Here is a 14,995-nt window from a genome sequence, read left to right as displayed (position 1 = left end):
CCGGCCCCGGCGGGCCTCCTCAGTACTGCGGCGGCCCGAAACCGCCCTGCGGCGGCGGGGGCGGGGTGCCGGGCGGCATCGGCGGGACACCGGGCGGCGGCATCGGCGGCCCGCTGACCGGCGGAACCGGACCGGCCGGCGGCTGCCAGACCGGCGGCGGGCCCTGCGGCCCGGGCGGCACGAAGCCGGGCACCGCGAACTGCGGGCCCCGCACCGGCGGATACCAGGCGGGGGCAGCCGGCTCCCCGCGGACCGTCAACGCGATCAGCGCCAGCGAACCGAAGGTGTCCAGCAGCAGCTGGAGGTCGTTGAGGACACTCAGGCCCGGCATGGACGGGTTCAGCTCGAAGAGGGCACCGTCGTTGGCCATCGCGACCACCGCGAGCAGCGCGCTGGGCAGCGACAGCGTCACCAGCCCGAATGCCAGACCGCGCGCCGCGCCGCCCCGCATCAGGCAGTTGAGCGCGGCCACCGCGGTCAGCACCAGGAAAACCACGGCCGACCAGCCGGGCGACAGGCTGAGCAGGGAACTGAGGACGCCCCGCCCGAGGTACAGCATCTCGAAGGAGCCGCTGCCGCCCTGCACCAGCATGTAGACGTGCCACGCCACGTTGCACAGCGCCATCGCGCCCAGCAGCAGACCGGCCACCACTCCGGCCGTCGGCGCCGGCCGCATCGGCGGGTCGCTGGGCTTCTCGCGCGGCCAGGACCGCATCCCGGCGAGCAGCACGACACCGGCGACCAGTGCCATCAGGAACAGCAGGCCGCTGCTGACGAACACCCCGTCGAAGGTGGTGGTGCTCGTCTCGGCGTGCAGGAACCACTTGTCGTCGCTGGTGTGGTTGCCGACGCTGACGAGGGCCTGCAGGGCGGTGGCGAAGGTGAAGGTGGTGGCGACGGCCAGCAGCCCGCCGGCCACCCGTTGGCCGGCGAAGGCCGCGAAGGCGGCCGCCAACTGGACGGCGGCCAGGCCGAGGTGGAACGGTCCGGTGACCTGGTTGGTGCCGCCGGGGCGGGCCCCCGTCCAGGACTCCCACAGGCCGTCGACGCCGAACTCGCCCAGGTCAACGGCCAGCCAGTAGGCCGTGAAGAGGAAGAACAGCAGGCACAGGACCCCGCCGGTGAGCCGGGCGCCCTTGGCGAGCGCCATCGGTTGCTGCATATCGTCCCCCGTGTGTGTCGATGCTCGGCGAGGGAGCACGGTAGCAACGTGGCAGCCCCCGGTCTCCCCCGGACCTGGGTTTTCCCGTCCGACGGCGGCTCCCCGCCGGCGGCCCCGGCCGCCCGGACGTGCCGGACCCCCTGCCGGTGAGGGCCGGCAGGGGGTCGGGGTCGGTGCGGGCCGGGCGCCGGGGTCCGGTCGGCGGCCCGGCCCGGGTCCGTCAGTGGTTGCTGGGGAAGCCCAGGTTGATGCCGCCGTCGGACGGGTCGGGCCAGCGGGTCGTGATGACCTTGCCGCGGGTGTAGAAGTGCACGCCGTCGTTGCCGTAGATGTGGTGGTCGCCGAAGAGCGAGTCCTTCCAGCCACCGAAGGAGTGGTAGCCGACCGGCACCGGGATCGGCACGTTCACGCCGACCATCCCGGCCTCGACCTCCAGCTGGAAGCGGCGGGCCGCGCCGCCGTCCCGGGTGAAGATCGCGGTGCCGTTGCCCCACGGCGAGTTGTTCATCAGCGCGATGGCGTCGTCGTACGTCTCCACCCGCACGACGGACAGCACCGGGCCGAAGATCTCGTCGCGGTAGGCGTCCATCTCGGGCGTGACGTTGTCCAGCAGCGAGACGCCGATCCAGTGGCCGTCCTCGTACCCCTCGACGGTGTAACCGGTGCCGTCGATGACGACGTCGGCGCCCTGGGCCGCCGCACCCGTGACGTACGAGGCGACCTTGTCGCGGTGCACCTTGGTGATCAGCGGGCCCATCTCGGACGCCGGGTCGTCGCCCGGGCCGATCCGCAGCTTGTCGGCGCGCTCCTTGATCTTGCCGATCAGCGGGTCGGCGGTGTCCCCGACGGCGACCACGACGGAGATCGCCATGCAGCGCTCACCCGCCGAGCCGTACGCGGCGTTGATCGCCGAGTCCGCGGCCAGGTCCAGGTCGGCGTCCGGCAGGACCAGCATGTGGTTCTTGGCGCCGCCCAGCGCCTGCACGCGCTTGCCGTTGGCGGTGCCGGTGGTGTGGATGTAACGGGCGATGGGCGTGGAACCGACGAACGACACCGCGGCGATGTCCGGGTGCGCCAGGATCGCGTCCACGGCCACCTTGTCGCCGTTGACGATGTTCAGCACGCCGTCCGGCAGGCCCGCCTCGGCGGCCAGCTCGGCCAGCTTGAAGGCCGCGCTCGGCACCTTCTCGCTCGGCTTGAGGACGAAGGTGTTGCCGCAGGCGACGGCGAGCGGGAACATCCACATCGGCACCATCGCCGGGAAGTTGAACGGCGTGATGCCGGCCACCACACCCAGCGACTGGCGGATCGCCGCCACGTCCACCCGGGTGGACACCTGCGTGGACAGTTCACCCTTCAGCTTCTCGGGGATGCCGCAGGCCAGCTCGACGATCTCCAGACCGCGGGCGACCTCACCGAGCGCGTCGGAGTGCACCTTGCCGTGCTCGGCGGTGATCAGCCGGGCGATCTCCTCGCGGTGCGCGTCCACCAGCTCCCGGTACTTGAACAGCACCGACGAGCGCTTGGCCAGCGAGCTGGTGCCCCACGACGCGAAGGCTTCCTTCGCCGCGCGGACGGCCGCGTCGACCTCGTCGACCGAGGCGAAGGCGACCTGCTTCTCCTGCGCTCCGGTGGCCGGGTTGTAGACCGGGCCGAAGTTGCCGGAGACACCCTCGACGGGCTTGCCGCCGATCCAGTGGCTGATGGTCTTCATGCGGGGGGCCTTTCTGGGCTGACGACTTCGAACAGGGCTCAGAGGTGGCGGCGGCGCCCGGCGGCGTGCCGGTCGTACGCCTCGCGGGCGGCGACCGCCGCCGGACGTGTCGCGGTCTCGGCAACAGGTACATCCCACCAGGCTTGCGCCTCCGGCGCGCCCGGCACAGTGTCAGCCGTTTCGGTCTCGACATAGACACATGTGGGCCGGTTCGCGCCGCGCGCCTTCACCAGCGCGGCACGCAGCTCACCGACCGTCGCCGCCCGCAGCACGTCCATGCCGAGCGAGGCGGCGTTGGCGGCCAGGTCCACCGGCAGCGGCGCACCGGTGTACGTGCCGTCCCCGGCCCGGAAGCGGTACGCGGTCCCGAAGCGTTCGCCGCCGGTCGCCTCGGACAGGCCGCCGATGGAGGCGTAGCCGTGGTTCTGGATCAGCACGATGGTGATGTTGACGCCCTCCTGCACCGCGGTGACGATCTCGGTGGGATTCATCAGATACGTACCGTCGCCGACCAGCGCCCACACCGGGCGGTCCGGCGCGGCGAGCCGCACCCCGATCGCGGCGGGGATCTCATAGCCCATGCAGGAGTAGCCGTACTCCAGGTGGTACTGCCGGCGGGACCGGGCGCGCCAGAGTTTGTGCAGGTCACCGGGGAGCGACCCGGCCGCGTTGAGGATCACGTCGGTGTCGTCGACGATGCCGTCCAGCGCGCCGAGGACCTGCGTCTGGGACGGCCGTACGGAGTCGTCCTCCGCGCCGTACGCGGCGTCCACCCGGCGCTCCCACTCCTCCTTCGCCGCCCGGTAGCCGGCCTCGTACGCCGCCGCCACCCGGTGCCCGGACAGCGCCCCGGTGAGCGCTTCGAGCCCGGCGCGGGCGTCGGCGACGAGGGAGGCGGCACCGAGCTTGTGCGCGTCGAAGGGGGCGATGTTGAGGTTGACGAAGCGGACACCGGGCGCGGCGAACAGCGTCGACGAGGCGGTGGTGAAGTCGGTGTAGCGGGTGCCGACCCCGATGACCAGGTCGGCCTCCCGGGCCAGCGCGTCGGCGGTGGCGGTCCCGGTGTGGCCGATGCCGCCCACGTCCGCCGGATGGTCGTACCGCAGCGAGCCCTTGCCGGCCTGGGTGGAGGCCACCGGGATGCCGGTGGCGTCGGCGAACGTCCGCAGCGCGTCCTCGGCCTCGGAGTGGTGCACCCCGCCGCCTGCGATCAGCAGCGGCCGCCGGGCCCCGCGGATCGCGTGCACGGCCTCCGCGAGGGCGTCGGCGTCGGGAGCCGGCCGGGTCACCCGCCACACCCGGTCGGCGAAGAACTCCTCCGGCCAGTCGTACGCCTCCGCCTGCACGTCCTGCGGCAGGGCCAGGGTGACCGCGCCGGTGTCGACCGGGTCGGCGAGCACCCGCACGGCCTGGAGGGCGGCCGGGATCAGCGCCTCGGGGCGGGTGACCCGGTCGAAGTAGCGCGACACCGGGCGCAGCGCGTCGTTGACGGACACATCGCCCGCGGAGGGGACTTCGAGCTGCTGCAGGACGGGATCGGCGGGCCGCGTCGCGAAGACGTCGCCGGGCAGCAGCAGCACCGGCAGGCGGTTGACGGTGGCGAGCGCGGCACCGGTGACGAGGTTGGTGGCGCCCGGGCCGATGGAGGTGGTGACGGCCTGCGCGGAGAGCCGGTCGCGCTGCCGGGCGTAGCCGACGGCGGCGTGCACCATGGCCTGTTCGTTGCGGCCCTGGAGGTAGGGCAGCGCACCGCCGGACTCCAGCAGGGCCTGGCCGATGCCGGCGACGTTGCCGTGGCCGAAGATGCCCCAGCAGGCGCTGATCAGCCGGTGCCGCCGGCCGTCCCGCTCGGTGTACTGGTGGGCGAGGAACTCGACCAGGGCTTGCGCGACCGTGAGGCGGCGGGTCGTCGGGGCGTTCATCGGGCGTCTCCTACGGGCGCTTCGGGGAGTCCGGGGGCGGCGGGGGGTCCTGCGGTTTCCGGGGAACCTGCGGCTCCGGGGCCCGGTGAGGCCGCCGTCGCCTCAGCGGCGGGCGCTCCGTAGAGCGGCAGACGGGGGTCGACGGGCTGCTCCGGCCAGGTGCCGCGGATCCACCCGTGGTCGGGGTGGTCGCAGATCAGCCACTCGCGGGTCTCGCCGGGGCCGGCCATGACGTTGAGGTAGTACATGGCGTGCCCGGGCGCGGCGATCGACGGCCCGTGCCAGCCGTCGGGGATCAGCACCGCGTCCCCGCTGCGGACCTCGGCCAGCACATCGGTGCCGCGGCCGCGCCCGGACGGGCTGACGCGCTGGTAGCCGACCCCGCCCGTGCCGTGCGCGGCCTCGATCTCGAAGTAGTAGATCTCCTCCAGCTCCGACTCCTCGCCGGGGCGGCACTCGTCGTGCTTGTGCGGCGGGTAGGAGGACCAGTTGCCGCCGGGGGTGAGCACTTCCACCGCGATGAGCTTGTCGCAGGCGAACGTGCCGGCCGCGCCGAAGTTGTTGACCTGCCGCGAACAGGAGCCGCTGCCGCGCAGCTCCACCGGCACGTCGGAAGCGGCCCCGTAGCGGGCCGGCAGCCGGTGTGCGCAGCGCGCCCCGGTCAGCGCGAAGCGGCCGCCCGCCCCGCTGGTGATCTGCACGTGCGCGTCCCTCGGCACGTAGGCGAAGTCCGTGACGCCGCTGAACACGTCCTCCCGGCCGGTCAGTTCGAAGACCTCGCCGCCGTCGGTGCGCACCGTGCAGCCGCCGGACAGCGGCAGCACGATCCACTCGCTGTCCCCGGTGGCGAAGGAGTGGTGGCCACCGGGCGGCAGGTCGAGGACCCGCAGCGAGGAGTACCCCCAGCCGGCCCGCTCCGGGTCGATGTCCACGGCGTACGGCCCCGCGGCCGCGGCCCCGGCCCTCAGATGGAATTCAGTACCCATAAGTCGAGTCTCCTGCGGAAGTCGCGTCGTTCACAGCAGGCCCACGGCGGTGTCCACGGCGGCCGCGACATCCCCGTCGGCCGGGTAGAGCAGGGAGCGGCCGACGACCAGCCCCTGCACGGTCGGCAGCCGCAGCGCCTTGCGCCACTTCTCGTAGGCGGCTTCCTGCTCGCCGACGGTGCTGCCGATGTCGCCGCCGAGCAGCACCGTCGGCAGGGTGGTGGTCTCGCAGACCCGGGCCATCGCGTCGGGGTCGTCGGTGACCGGCAGTTTGAGCCAGGTGTACGCGGAGGTGCCACCGAGACCGGAGGCGATGGCGACGGAGCGGGTCACGGCCTCGGGGCTGAGGTCGTTGCGGACCCTGCCGTCTATCCGGGAGGAAAGGAACGGCTCGACGAAGACGGGCAGTTCCCGCTCGGCCATCGCGTCGACGGCGCGGGCGGTGGCCTCCATCGTGGTCAGCGAACCGGGATCGTCGTAGTCGATGCGCAGCAGCAGCTTGCCCGCGTCGAACCGCAGCCGGACCAGGTCCTGCGGCCGGTGCCCGGTGAACCGGTCGTCCATCTCGAACGAGGCCCCCGCGATACCGCCCCGGTTCATCGACCCCATGACGACCTTGCCTTCGAGGGCGCCGAGCAGCAGCAGGTCCTCCAGGATGTCGGCGGTGGCGAGCACCCCGTCCACGCCGGGCCGCGACAACGCCAGCACCAGACGTTCCAGCAGGTCGAGGCGGTTGGCCATGGCGAGCTGCCGGTCGCCGACCGCGAGCGCGCCGCGCGCCGGGTGGTCCGCGGCGACGATCATCAGCCGGCCGCTGTCACCGATGAGCGGCCGACGGGTGCGGCGGGCGGCGGCCTCCGCGACGGCCCCGGGCCGCCGGGCCCGCAGCGTCGTGAGGTCACTGATCCGAGGGGTCAAGGCTCAACTCACCTTCTTGAGGGCGTGGGTGGGGCGGGGTGGCGCGGCGGGCGGGTGCCGGGGATGCGGGCCGCGCGGGCGTGGCCGGACGGTGCGGAGGGGGGCGGTGACCCGGTGCGCGGCGGCCGTTGGGGGCCCGGGGCCGTGCCGGGGTGGTGCGGGCCTGGCGTGGAGTGGTGCGGGACCTCACCGGGAGCGGGGTGGGCTCGTCGGGAGCGGGACGGGCTCGTCGGGAGCGGTACGGGCTCGCCGCGGTCGCCGCGCGGCGGCCGCGGCGGACTCTCACCGCCCCGCGAGGAACGCCTCGACTTCCTCGACCGTGGGCATCGCGGAGGAGCAGGCGAGGCGGGTGGCGACGAGGGCGCCGGCGGCGTTGGCGTACCGCATCATCGGCTCCAGGTCCCAGCCGGAGAGCAGCCCGTGGCACAGCGCCCCGCCGAAGGCGTCCCCGGCTCCGAGGCCGTTCACCACCTCGACCGGCGTGGGCGGCACCTCCGCGACCCGCCCGTCGCGGTGCACCGCCAGCACCCCCTTGGGCCCCTGCTTGATGACGGCCAGCTCCACGCCCCGCTCCAGCAACGCCTGGGCGCAGGCTTTCGGGTCCCGCAGCCCGGTGGCGACCTCGGCCTCGTCCACGTTTCCCACCGCGACGGTCGCGTACCGCAGCGCCGCCTCGTAATACGGGCGGGCGGCGGCCCTCGCCGCGGCGCCGCTCGCCCCGCCGTCCTTGGAAGCACCCCCCGCACCGCCCCAGAACATCGGCCGCCAGTCGAGGTCGAAGACGGTCGGGCCGGCCTTGGCCCGGGCCTCCAGCGCGGCGAGCGTCGCGCCGCGGCTCGGTTCCTCGCAGAGGCCCGTACCGGTGATCCAGAAGATCCGGGCGGCCGCGATCGCCTCCCGGTCCAGCTCCTCCGGATGGATGACCAGGTCGGGTGCCTTCGGACGGCGGTAGAAGTACAGCGGGAAGTCGTCCGGCGGAAAGATCTCGCAGAAGGTGACGGGCGTCGGAAGGTCGTCGACCGGCGTCACCCAGCGGTCGTCCACCCCGAACTCCCGCAGCGCCTGGTGGAGGTAGTCACCGAACGGATCACGTCCGGTGCGGCTGATCACCGCGCTACGGCGCCCGAGCCGGGCCGCCGCCACCGCGACGTTGGAGGCGGAGCCGCCCAGGAACTTCCCGAAGGTCTCGACCTGCGCGAGCGGCACGCCGGTCTGCAACGGATAGAGGTCGACTCCGATGCGGCCCATGGTGATCAGGTCGTACGGCTCGGTCATGTGCACCCCTTCGGGTCGGCCGGCGCGGCGGATTCGACGGCTATCGGCGGCTGCAGCTCTCGCGGCGGATTCGACGGCTTCAGCTCTGAGGAAAGGTCTAACGGTGCACCTCAGACCCTGTCAACAGTTTGTCCTTACATTCTGACGTCAAAGCCCGCCCCTCCCCACGCCCGCCCGCACCCCACCCACACCCTCAACCACACCCCCCACCTGCACCTCACCCCCGCCCGACCCACGCCTCACCCGCACCCCGGCGCACGCCCGACCCGCGCCCCGGCGCACACCCCGAGGCCGCACACCCCTTACACCCCTTCCCCACCCCCGGGACTCCGGGGCTACAAAGTCCTTAAGTCCTTATGTCAGGACGAAGTCTTGACACTCCCCGGGGCGGCAGCGAGGCTGTGCCCCACAACCCCAGCCCAGCGTCTCCCGGTCACCGCCGACCGGCGAGAGGAGAGCCGCAGCATGTCCGTTCCCCATGCCGCCCCGCCCGTTCTGGACCGCATCCGCGTGGGCTCCGCACCCGACTCCTGGGGGGTGTGGTTCCCCGACGACGAGCAGCAAGTCCCCTGGCAGCGCTTCCTGGACGAGGTCGCCGAGGCCGGCTACGAGTGGATCGAACTCGGCCCGTACGGCTACCTCCCCACCGACCCCGCCGTCCTGCACGAGGAGATCGCCCGCCGCAGCCTGAAGGTCTCGGCCGGCACGATCTTCACCTCGATGCACCACGGCCCGTCCGTCTGGGACAAGACCTGGACCCACGTCTCCGAGGTCGCCACCCTCACCCAGGCCATGGGCGCCAAGCACCTCGTCGTGATCCCCTCCTTCTGGCGGGACGACAAGACCGCCGAGGAGTTGGAGCCGCGCGAGCTGACCGTCGAGCAGTGGAAGCACCTGACCACCGGCATGGAGCGGCTCGGCAAGCGCGTACGGGACGAGTTCGGGCTGGACATCGTCGTGCACCCGCACGCCGACACCCACCTCGACACCGAGGAACACGTCGAGCGCTTCCTGCACGTCACCGATTCCGACCTGGTCAACCTCTGCCTGGACACCGGCCATTACGCGTACTGCGGCGGCGACAGCGTCAAGCTGATCCGCACGTACGGCGAGCGGATCGGCTACCTGCACCTCAAGCAGGTCGACCCGGACATCCTCAGCGACGTCGTCGCCAAGGGCACGCCCTTCGGCCCGGCCGTGCAGCAGGGCGTGATGTGCGAACCGCCGCTCGGCGTACCCGCGCTGCCGCCCGTCCTTGAGGCCGCCCAGGAGCTGAACGTCGACCTCTTCGCGATCGTCGAGCAGGACATGTACCCCTGCCCGCCCGACCAGCCGTTCCCCATCGCCGAACGCACCCGCCGCTTCCTGCGCTCCTGCGGGGCCTGACCACCGCGGAGCCCACGAGCCCGACCACGGCGGGCGCCGCGGGTCTCACCCTCACGGGCCCCGCGGGCCCGACCACCACGGGCCCGACCGCCGCGGGCCCACGCGGAGCGCGCAGGCCGCACGGACCGCGCGGACCGCACGGACCACGCGGCTCGCGCAGAGCGGATGCACAGACCGCGCAGAGCGTGGAACCCCGAGCGGATGCGTAGCGCGTGGCGCCCAAAGCAGATACGCGGCGCGTGGTGCCCACAGCAGATACGCGGCGCGTGATGCGCTGGGCGGATGCGTAGCGCGTGGCGCCCAAAGCAGATACGCGGCGCGTGGTGCCCACAGCAGATACGCGGCGCGTGATGCGCTGGGCGGATGCGCGGTGCGTGGTGCGCTGGGCAGATGCACGGCGAGTGTGCGCAGGGTGTGATCCGCGCCCGGGTCCCCGGCCGCCGCGGGGCCGGGCCGGGCCCCCTCGCCTCGTGACGCCTCCTCATATTCCGGCAACGATTACGGAGAGTAATCAGTTCCCGGGGTATATCACGCTCAGCAACACGTCACTCTGCAATACGTACCCTTCAGCACGTAAGGACTTGAGGACGACATGACTTCTTCGTACGGGACGCTCGGTGTGGCGGTCGTCGGGACCGGCCGGATGGGTGCCGACCACGTGCGCCGGATCAACGAGGTGATCAGCGGCGCCCGGGTGGCCGCTGTGGTCGACATCGACGCCGCCCGGGTCAAACACCTCGCCGACGGCATCAACGGCTGCACCCCGTACACCGACCCGGCCGCCGCCATGGACGACCCCGCGGTGGACGCCGTACTGATCGCCTCGCCGGGACCGGCGCACGAGGCGGCGCTGCTGGACGCGTTCGCGCGCGACCTGCCCGTGCTGTGCGAGAAGCCGCTGACGCCGGACGCCGCGTCCGCGCTGCGCGTCCTGGAGGCCGAGCAGGCGCTCGGCCACCGCCGGGTCCAGGTGGGCTTCATGCGGCGTTACGACAAGGACTACCGCACCCTCAAGGCCCTTCTGGGCCGGCGCGCTCACGGCCGCCCGCTGATGCTGCACAACAAGCACCGCAACGCCGACACCCCGCCCGGATTCACCAACGCGATGATGATCAACGACTCGGTGGTGCACGAGATCGATGTGACCCGCTGGCTGCTGGAGGAGGAGATCACCGCCGTTCGGGTACTGCGACCGGCGCCCACCGGCAACGCGCCCGAGGGCCTCAGCGACCCACAGCTGGTCCTCTTCGAGACCACCGGCGGCCAGGTCGTCGACACCGAGATCTTCGTCAACTGCGGCTTCGGCTACCAGGTCAGCTGTGAGGCGGTCTGCGAGAGCGGTACGGCCAGGATCGGCGACGACCACGGCGTGTTCAGCAACACCGCGGGCCGCTGGGGCGGCGGCATCACCCCCGGATTCGTGGAGCGCTTCGAGGACGCCTACGACCGGCAGGTGCAACGCTGGGTGGATGCCACCCGCCGCGGCGAGGTCGAGGGCCCCAGCTGCTGGGACGGCTACGCGGCGGCCGCGGTGTGCGAGGCGGGTGTGCTCGCCCAGGCCAGTGGTGAGCGGGTGGCGGTCGAACTGATCGAGCGACCCGCCCTGTACGGCTAGAGCCGCCCGTACCCGCACCCGACCGGACGACCGGAGGGCGCAGCCCCCGCGTTCGACTGCCGGCGGCGCGTCCCGGTCCGCCGTAGGCGTGCCCGCTTCCTGCTCCACCGAAAGGCCCCGCTCCATGCGCCTGCGCAGCACTTCCATATCCCCGCCCCCCGGACGGGCGGGAAGCGCCGAATCGCCCCCGCCCGTCACGGGATCTCCGTTGCCCTCGCCCATCACCGATACCGCATCGCTCTCGCCCTCGCCCTCGCCCGCCGCCGAGCCGGCTCACCGGATGCGCCCACCCCACCGGACGCACCCGTCCCACCAGACGTGCCCGTCCCACCGGACGCGCCGGACGCGCCGGGCCCACCAGTCCCAGCGGGTTTGACGATGTCCGCTCCGACCCGTCAGGAGGCGTCCGCCGGTCCGCGCGTGAGTCCGCGGGCCCGTGACGCCAAGCGCTTCATCGTCGGCATCGCTGCCATCGCCGCCCTCGGCGGCGCCCTGTTCGGATACGACACCGGGGTGATCTCCGGGGCGCTCCCCTTCATGGAGGACCACTTCGGCCTGACCTCCCTGGGTGAGGGCGTCATCACCAGCGCGTTGCTGATCGGCGCGGCCTTCGGTTCGCTGATCGGCGGCCGGATGTCCGACGCGCTCGGCCGGCGCAACTCGCTGCTGTGGGCGGGCGCCGTCTTCATCGGCGGGGCGCTGGCCGTCGCGCTGTCCCCCGGCGTCCCGGTCATGACGGCGGCGCGCTTCGTGCTCGGCCTCGCGGTCGGCAGCGCCTCCGTGATCACCCCGCTCTACCTGTCGGAGATCGCGCCGCCGCACATCCGCGGCCGGCTGGTCTCCTTCAATTCGCTGATGATCGTCAGCGGCCAGCTGCTCGCCTACCTCATCAACGCCGTGCTGGCGCGCTGGGAGGCTTGGCGCTGGATGCTGGGGCTCGCGGCGCTGCCCGCGGTGGCGCTGTTCGCCGGGCTGTTCTTCCTGCCCGACACGCCGCGCTGGTACATCAGCAAGGGCCGGCGGGACGAGGCGGCCCGGGTGCTGGGCCGTACGCTGCCGGCCGAGGACGTGCCCGCCGAGTTGGCGCGCATCGATCAGGCCCGCAAGGTGGAGGCGGGCGCCCGGTGCGGCGCCTGGCAGCAGTTGCGTACGCCGTGGGTACGGCGACTGCTGCTGATCGGCATCGGGCTGGCGGCCGTCCAGCAGATCACCGGGGTGAACGCCGTCGTCTACTTCGCGCCCAAGATCCTCGCGTCGACGGGCCTGGGCACCGGTGCGGCGATCACCGCGACGATCGCGGTGGGCGCGGTCTCCGTCCTCGCCACCGCCATCGGGATGTCCCTCATCGACCGGGTCGGCCGGCGCCCCCTGCTGCTCACCGGTCTCGCCGGCATGACGGTCGCGCTCGCGCTGCTCGGCGCGTCGTTCCGCCTCCCGCACTCCGCCGCCGTCAGCGCCCTGGTCCTCGGCCTGATGGTGCTCTACATGGCCTTCATGCAGGCCACGCTGAACACCGGGGTCTGGCTGCTGCTCGCGGAGATGTTCCCGCTCACGGTGCGTGGGCTGGCGATGGGTGCCGCGGTGTTCGTCATGTGGGTGGTCAACTTCGCGGTGGCGCTGGTGTTCCCGGTGCTGCTGGACGCGATCGGCGCCGGCGCCACGTTCTGGTTCTTCGGCGCGATGTGCGTGCTGTCGCTGGTCTTCTGCAAGCGGTACGCACCGGAGACGAAGGGGCTGGCGCTGGAGGACCTGGAGCACGAGCTGCGGAAGGCGGCGGGCGCGGATGCGGATGCGGATGCGGATACGGGTGCGAGTGCGGTGGCTGGGGTGGCGGCCGCGCATCCGACGGACTGACGGGGCGTCAGAAAGGCGCGCTTGTACGGCAGTTGATGCAACCGTGGGTCGGGGGCCCGGCGTCGTAGGGGGTGGAATCACATCCAACGGGGGAACGGTGGAATTCGTGAATGCCAACGCACTCAGCCATGCCGTCAAGCGCGCGGGCGTACTGACCGCGAGCGTGGGACTGCTGACCGCCGGACTGCTCACCGGCCCGGCCTCCGCCGGCAGCCCGGTGCCGACGGGTCGGGCGGCCGGAACGCTGGCGGCCTGCGCCTACTACAACGGGACCGCCCTCACCGTCTACGGTCAGCGCGGCGACCGGGTCTCGCAGGTGCAGTGCCTGCTGGCGAACCGTCGCTACCTCCCCTGGGGAGACGTGACGGGGTACTTCGGGTCCAGGACTCGTGCGGCGGTGAAGACGTTCCAGTCCCGGCACCACCTGACCGCTGACGGGAAGGTCGGCAAGCAGACCTGGCGGGCGCTCTACACCGCCTGATCGATCCGCGGAACGTGTGGCGGGCCGGCTCCCCGGGAACGGGAACCGGCCCGCCTTCTCCGTGCACCCGTCCTGGGTCCGCCCCCGCGCCCGGCCCGCCCTCACCGTGCGCCCGTCCCGCCCCCGCGCCCGCGCCCCGTCCGCCCGCCGTCCGTCCCGCCTCCGTCACAGCCGTCCCCCGCGCGTCACGGCTGTCACCGTTACACGGGTCTTCCGTCACAGCCGATCAACAGCCCCTCCCCGACCGTCACTCGGTGTCGTTGTCCAGGCACAGGGTGAGTGATCACCAGGCCGTACGCGGCTCCCGGCCGGCTCCCCCGGGCCGACCCTGCGTACGGCACGGCAGCCAGGAGGTGGCAGAGATGACCGACCGCAGGCTCTGGTCGTACAAGGAGATCGCCGCACACATCCAGGTGCAGCCGGACACCGTGCGCTCGTATCGCAAGCACGGGCTGCTGCCGGAACCGGATCTGGTGGAGGGCGGGAAACCGTACTGGTTCGCCGACACGGTCAGAGCGTGGGTGGCCCGGCGGCCCGGCCAGCGCGGCCGCCGCTGACGCCACCGTGGATCAGGCCCGGGCGCCGGGTCCCCGGTGCCGCACCAGGCGGAACGCGGGACCCGGCGCCCGGGACCGTCCGCACCATGATCATGCCGCCGACCTCCCCCGCGGCCGCGACCGCTCTACGATCGAGGTATGCCCCAGGAATCCGGAGCAGCGGCGTCCGCCCGGCTCGCGGTGATCGGTGCCGGCGCGATCGGCGGCTACACCGCCGCCCTCGCCCACTGGGCCGGCCTGGACGTCACCCTGTGCGTACGCGCTCCCCTGGACGGCCTGACGGTCGAGAGCGGCGGCGAGGCGCGTGCCGCGGCGGTGCGGATCGCCACCGACCCGGCGCGGACGGCGCCGGTCGACTGGGTGCTGCTGACCACCAAGGCGCAGGACACCGCGGGCGCCGAGGGCTGGCTGCGGCGGCTGTGCGGCCCCGGTACCGCCGTCGCGGTGCTGCAGAACGGCGTCGGCCAGGAGGAGCGGGTGGCCCCGCTCGTACCCAAGGGCACGGGCATCCTTCCCGCCGTCGTCTACCTCTCCGCGGAGCGCCTCGCGCCCGGCCGGATCCGGCATCACGTCGCCAGCGAACTGCACGTGCCCGAGGGCCCGTTGGCCGATCGTTTCGCCGCCCTGCTGTCCGGCAGCGGGCTGCAGGTGCACCGGGTCCCGGACTTCACCACGGCGGTCTGGCGCAAGCTGTTCACCAACCTCGCCGCCAATCCCCTCACCGCTCTCCTCCAGCAGCGGATGGCGGTCTTCGCCGACCCCGGCATGGTGCGGCTCAGCCGGGACCTGCTGCGTGAGGCGGCCGCGGTGGCGCGGGCGGAGGGGGCCGACCTCGGCGAGGAGGACATCACCAGGACGCTGGAGCTGTACGCCGCGGCGCCTCCGGACGGCGGCTCCTCGATGCTGTACGACCGCCTCGCCGGGCGCCCGTTGGAGCATGAGTTCATCACGGGCGCGGTGGTGCGGGCGGGCGAACGGCACGGCATCGCGACGCCGTTGAACGGGATGCTGCTGACGCTGCTGCGGGCGGTGGACCGCGACCTGCGGGCCGGGCGGGCCTAGCGGGAGCGCAACGCACACAGCGCACGGGACGGGCTCAGCGGCAGCGGGGGACGCAGCGGGGGC

12 protein-coding genes are annotated in these 14,995 nt (G+C 72.8%); 6 read left to right on the top strand and 6 right to left on the bottom strand.

The features are described 5' to 3' along the window. Nucleotides 1-19 precede the first annotated feature (19 nt). From SL103_RS05620 to iolC, 6 genes are all read right to left on the bottom strand, one after another. Nucleotides 20-1,162 carry a hypothetical protein gene (locus tag SL103_RS05620; protein WP_164492756.1) on the bottom strand — a complete coding sequence of 381 codons (1,143 nt, stop codon included), beginning with the start codon at nucleotides 1,160-1,162 and terminating at the stop codon, nucleotides 20-22. Nucleotides 1,163-1,382: 220 nt separating this feature from the next. After that, the gene (locus SL103_RS05615; RefSeq protein WP_069567659.1) at nucleotides 1,383-2,876 is read right to left on the bottom strand and encodes a CoA-acylating methylmalonate-semialdehyde dehydrogenase; all 1,494 of its coding nucleotides are present in this window, start codon (nucleotides 2,874-2,876) and stop codon (nucleotides 1,383-1,385) included. 38 nt (nucleotides 2,877-2,914) lie between these two features. Then, on the bottom strand, nucleotides 2,915-4,798 hold the full coding sequence (iolD, locus tag SL103_RS05610) for a 3D-(3,5/4)-trihydroxycyclohexane-1,2-dione acylhydrolase (decyclizing) (RefSeq protein ID WP_069567658.1): 1,884 nt from the start codon (nucleotides 4,796-4,798) through the stop codon (nucleotides 2,915-2,917). Next, a complete protein-coding gene (iolB, locus tag SL103_RS05605; RefSeq protein ID WP_079145582.1) occupies nucleotides 4,795-5,784 on the bottom strand; it encodes a 5-deoxy-glucuronate isomerase in 990 nt (329 codons plus the stop codon). The genes iolD and iolB overlap by 4 nt, the downstream gene beginning before the upstream one ends. A 30-nt stretch (nucleotides 5,785-5,814) precedes the next feature. After that, complete coding sequence (locus SL103_RS05600; protein WP_069567657.1) at nucleotides 5,815-6,702, bottom strand: Cgl0159 family (beta/alpha)8-fold protein; 888 nt, start codon at nucleotides 6,700-6,702, stop codon at nucleotides 5,815-5,817. Nucleotides 6,703-6,984: 282 nt separating this feature from the next. Further along, entirely contained in the window at nucleotides 6,985-7,977 is a 993-nt protein-coding gene (gene iolC / locus SL103_RS05595; protein ID WP_069567656.1) for a 5-dehydro-2-deoxygluconokinase, read from the bottom strand. Nucleotides 7,978-8,442: 465 nt separating this feature from the next. Between iolC and SL103_RS05590 the strand changes: the two genes are divergently transcribed. From SL103_RS05590 to SL103_RS05565, 6 genes are all read left to right on the top strand, one after another. Beyond that, on the top strand, nucleotides 8,443-9,363 hold the full coding sequence (locus tag SL103_RS05590) for a sugar phosphate isomerase/epimerase family protein (protein ID WP_069567655.1): 921 nt from the start codon (nucleotides 8,443-8,445) through the stop codon (nucleotides 9,361-9,363). A gap of 592 nt (nucleotides 9,364-9,955) precedes the next feature. Beyond that, entirely contained in the window at nucleotides 9,956-10,978 is a 1,023-nt protein-coding gene (locus SL103_RS05585; RefSeq protein ID WP_069567654.1) for a Gfo/Idh/MocA family protein, read from the top strand. Nucleotides 10,979-11,356: 378 nt separating this feature from the next. After that, complete coding sequence (locus SL103_RS05580) at nucleotides 11,357-12,832, top strand: sugar porter family MFS transporter (RefSeq protein WP_069567653.1); 1,476 nt, start codon at nucleotides 11,357-11,359, stop codon at nucleotides 12,830-12,832. 106 nt (nucleotides 12,833-12,938) lie between these two features. Next, nucleotides 12,939-13,313, top strand: a complete 375-nt coding sequence (locus SL103_RS05575) for a peptidoglycan-binding domain-containing protein (RefSeq protein WP_244303849.1) — start codon at nucleotides 12,939-12,941, stop codon at nucleotides 13,311-13,313. A 362-nt stretch (nucleotides 13,314-13,675) separates the two neighbouring features. Beyond that, nucleotides 13,676-13,870, top strand: a complete 195-nt coding sequence (locus SL103_RS05570; RefSeq protein ID WP_069567651.1) for a helix-turn-helix transcriptional regulator — start codon at nucleotides 13,676-13,678, stop codon at nucleotides 13,868-13,870. A gap of 138 nt (nucleotides 13,871-14,008) precedes the next feature. Continuing rightward, complete coding sequence (locus tag SL103_RS05565; RefSeq protein ID WP_069567650.1) at nucleotides 14,009-14,932, top strand: 2-dehydropantoate 2-reductase; 924 nt, start codon at nucleotides 14,009-14,011, stop codon at nucleotides 14,930-14,932. The last annotated feature ends 63 nt before the right edge of the window (nucleotides 14,933-14,995 follow it).

The sequence above is a fragment of the Streptomyces lydicus genome, from assembly GCF_001729485.1.
Classification (GTDB): Bacteria; Actinomycetota; Actinomycetes; order Streptomycetales; family Streptomycetaceae; genus Streptomyces; species Streptomyces lydicus_D.
Note: the sequence above shows the minus strand (reverse complement) of the source record. Positions and strands in the feature narration are given on the sequence as shown.

Coding starts and splice junctions, on each gene's coding strand:
- SL103_RS05620 (WP_164492756.1), bottom strand. CDS start 1,162: ATGCAGCAACCGATGGCGCTCGCCAAGGGCGCCCGGCTCACCGGCGGG.
- SL103_RS05615 (WP_069567659.1), bottom strand. CDS start 2,876: ATGAAGACCATCAGCCACTGGATCGGCGGCAAGCCCGTCGAGGGTGTC.
- iolD (WP_069567658.1), bottom strand. CDS start 4,798: ATGAACGCCCCGACGACCCGCCGCCTCACGGTCGCGCAAGCCCTGGTC.
- iolB (WP_079145582.1), bottom strand. CDS start 5,784: ATGGGTACTGAATTCCATCTGAGGGCCGGGGCCGCGGCCGCGGGGCCG.
- iolC (WP_069567656.1), bottom strand. CDS start 7,977: ATGACCGAGCCGTACGACCTGATCACCATGGGCCGCATCGGAGTCGAC.
- SL103_RS05590 (WP_069567655.1), top strand. CDS start 8,443: ATGTCCGTTCCCCATGCCGCCCCGCCCGTTCTGGACCGCATCCGCGTG.
- SL103_RS05585 (WP_069567654.1), top strand. CDS start 9,956: ATGACTTCTTCGTACGGGACGCTCGGTGTGGCGGTCGTCGGGACCGGC.
- SL103_RS05580 (WP_069567653.1), top strand. CDS start 11,357: ATGTCCGCTCCGACCCGTCAGGAGGCGTCCGCCGGTCCGCGCGTGAGT.
- SL103_RS05570 (WP_069567651.1), top strand. CDS start 13,676: ATGACCGACCGCAGGCTCTGGTCGTACAAGGAGATCGCCGCACACATC.
- SL103_RS05565 (WP_069567650.1), top strand. CDS start 14,009: ATGCCCCAGGAATCCGGAGCAGCGGCGTCCGCCCGGCTCGCGGTGATC.